Annotated in this window: 1 protein-coding gene; it reads left to right on the top strand. The window is 36.1% G+C overall.

Going from position 1 to position 1,459, the window contains the following annotated elements:
- On the top strand, positions 1-1,456 hold a 1,456-nt coding region (locus tag J536_RS25935; RefSeq protein ID WP_032064271.1), incomplete at its 5' end, for a T6SS effector BTH_I2691 family protein.
- Between the last annotated feature and the right edge of the window lie 3 nt (positions 1,457-1,459).

Below are 1,459 nucleotides of genomic sequence, written 5' to 3'. Positions count from 1 at the left end.
TCAAAAATATAAGCCAAATTTAGATATGGTGGCTAAATCAAATTTTGATAAAAAAATTAACGCATTAATTCAAGAGTGTTTAGCTGGAGCAAGAGCTATAGGAGATGACCATATTAAATGGTTATTGTCTAAAGCTGTAATAAATGCCCTTCATGCTTATGATGATCAAGTGCAAGTTCCATATGGAAATATTTTTTATGTTCATGCGATGGATATGATTAATGGGATGAGTGGGGTGCAGAGTGGACAAGCATTACTTGAAACTTGGTTAGGCGTAGAAAAAATTGCCAAAGAAAATATTTATATGAGGGCAATTTGTTATAACCAAGAAAGTTTAAAAAATAAATATAATGCAGCGGCACCAAGTATTATCGATATTTCTTGGGATGATGGACAAAATGCAGCTAAAACTGCGATTGCAGCATTTGTTGCGGCAGATAAAGCTTGGCAAGAATGGGCAGCAGATAAAACCAATAACGGTTATATGTTACATGGGCAAAAATTTAGCCTATTAAAAACGTTTTACTGGATGTCTGAACTGACCCAAACTGCAGTGAAGTGGAGTATGAAATATACGCCAAGTTCAGAATTTGCAAAAAAACTTGGACGCTTAACGTTTTATACTTTTGCTCATAGTGGGGCATTGGTTGAGCATGTTGCAAAAAACTCTCTATATTATCTTATTCCAGTTCAAACTTTAACGGGTCGGATTAAGTTGACACCTGAAATGGTGCAGAACAACTGGAAAAAGTATTCTTCATCCGCAACCAACCCAAGTAAAGCAGCCAAACAAATTGATCGGATTATTGCAAATAGTTCACCAAGTGCAGGTTTGCGTGTATCTGGTGTGGTTGCAATATTTGAACTGATTAACTTAGGAACACAGATTTCTAAGTTTAATATTGATCCATCCGTAGATAATACTTTGTCATATATGTCAGGCATGATGGCAACAACAGCTGCTATTTTAGAAGTGGGCAGTAGCTCAATGGAAAAGTTTTCTTTTGCAGAGCGTGCCGCGTATATTGCTAAGTGTGGGGCATATTTCGCGATCGCGGGTGCTATATTTTCTTTAATAATTGATGGGAAAAGTGCCTATAAGTCGTGGAATGAAAGTAATCCATATGCAAGAGCACTGAATACTGCCAAAACAATTAACTCTTTTGCGACTTTAGTTGTAGGAATTAGTGCTTTCTTGAATCTTCCACTCATGAAAAACACATCACTGTATTATAATGTTGAAAAATATGTAATTGGCCGTGCATTATTAGGTATTAGGGCGATAGAAGCTGCTGCAACCCTAAGTGTATTGGGGATAGCACTTGTCGCCTTAGAGATTTATTTAAAGAATTATGTCCTAGATAATGCCATGCAAGATTGGTGTCAAAAATGTGCATTCAAGCTAAAAAAGGAAAATGGTGAAGATTATTTTAGTAAGAATACAACAAGCGAATAAGTA

The organism is Acinetobacter sp. 809848 (assembly GCF_000581275.1).
Classification (GTDB): Bacteria; Pseudomonadota; Gammaproteobacteria; order Pseudomonadales; family Moraxellaceae; genus Acinetobacter; species Acinetobacter pittii.
The sequence above is the reverse complement of the archived record's forward strand: the minus strand, read 5'-3'. Positions and strand labels throughout refer to the sequence as shown.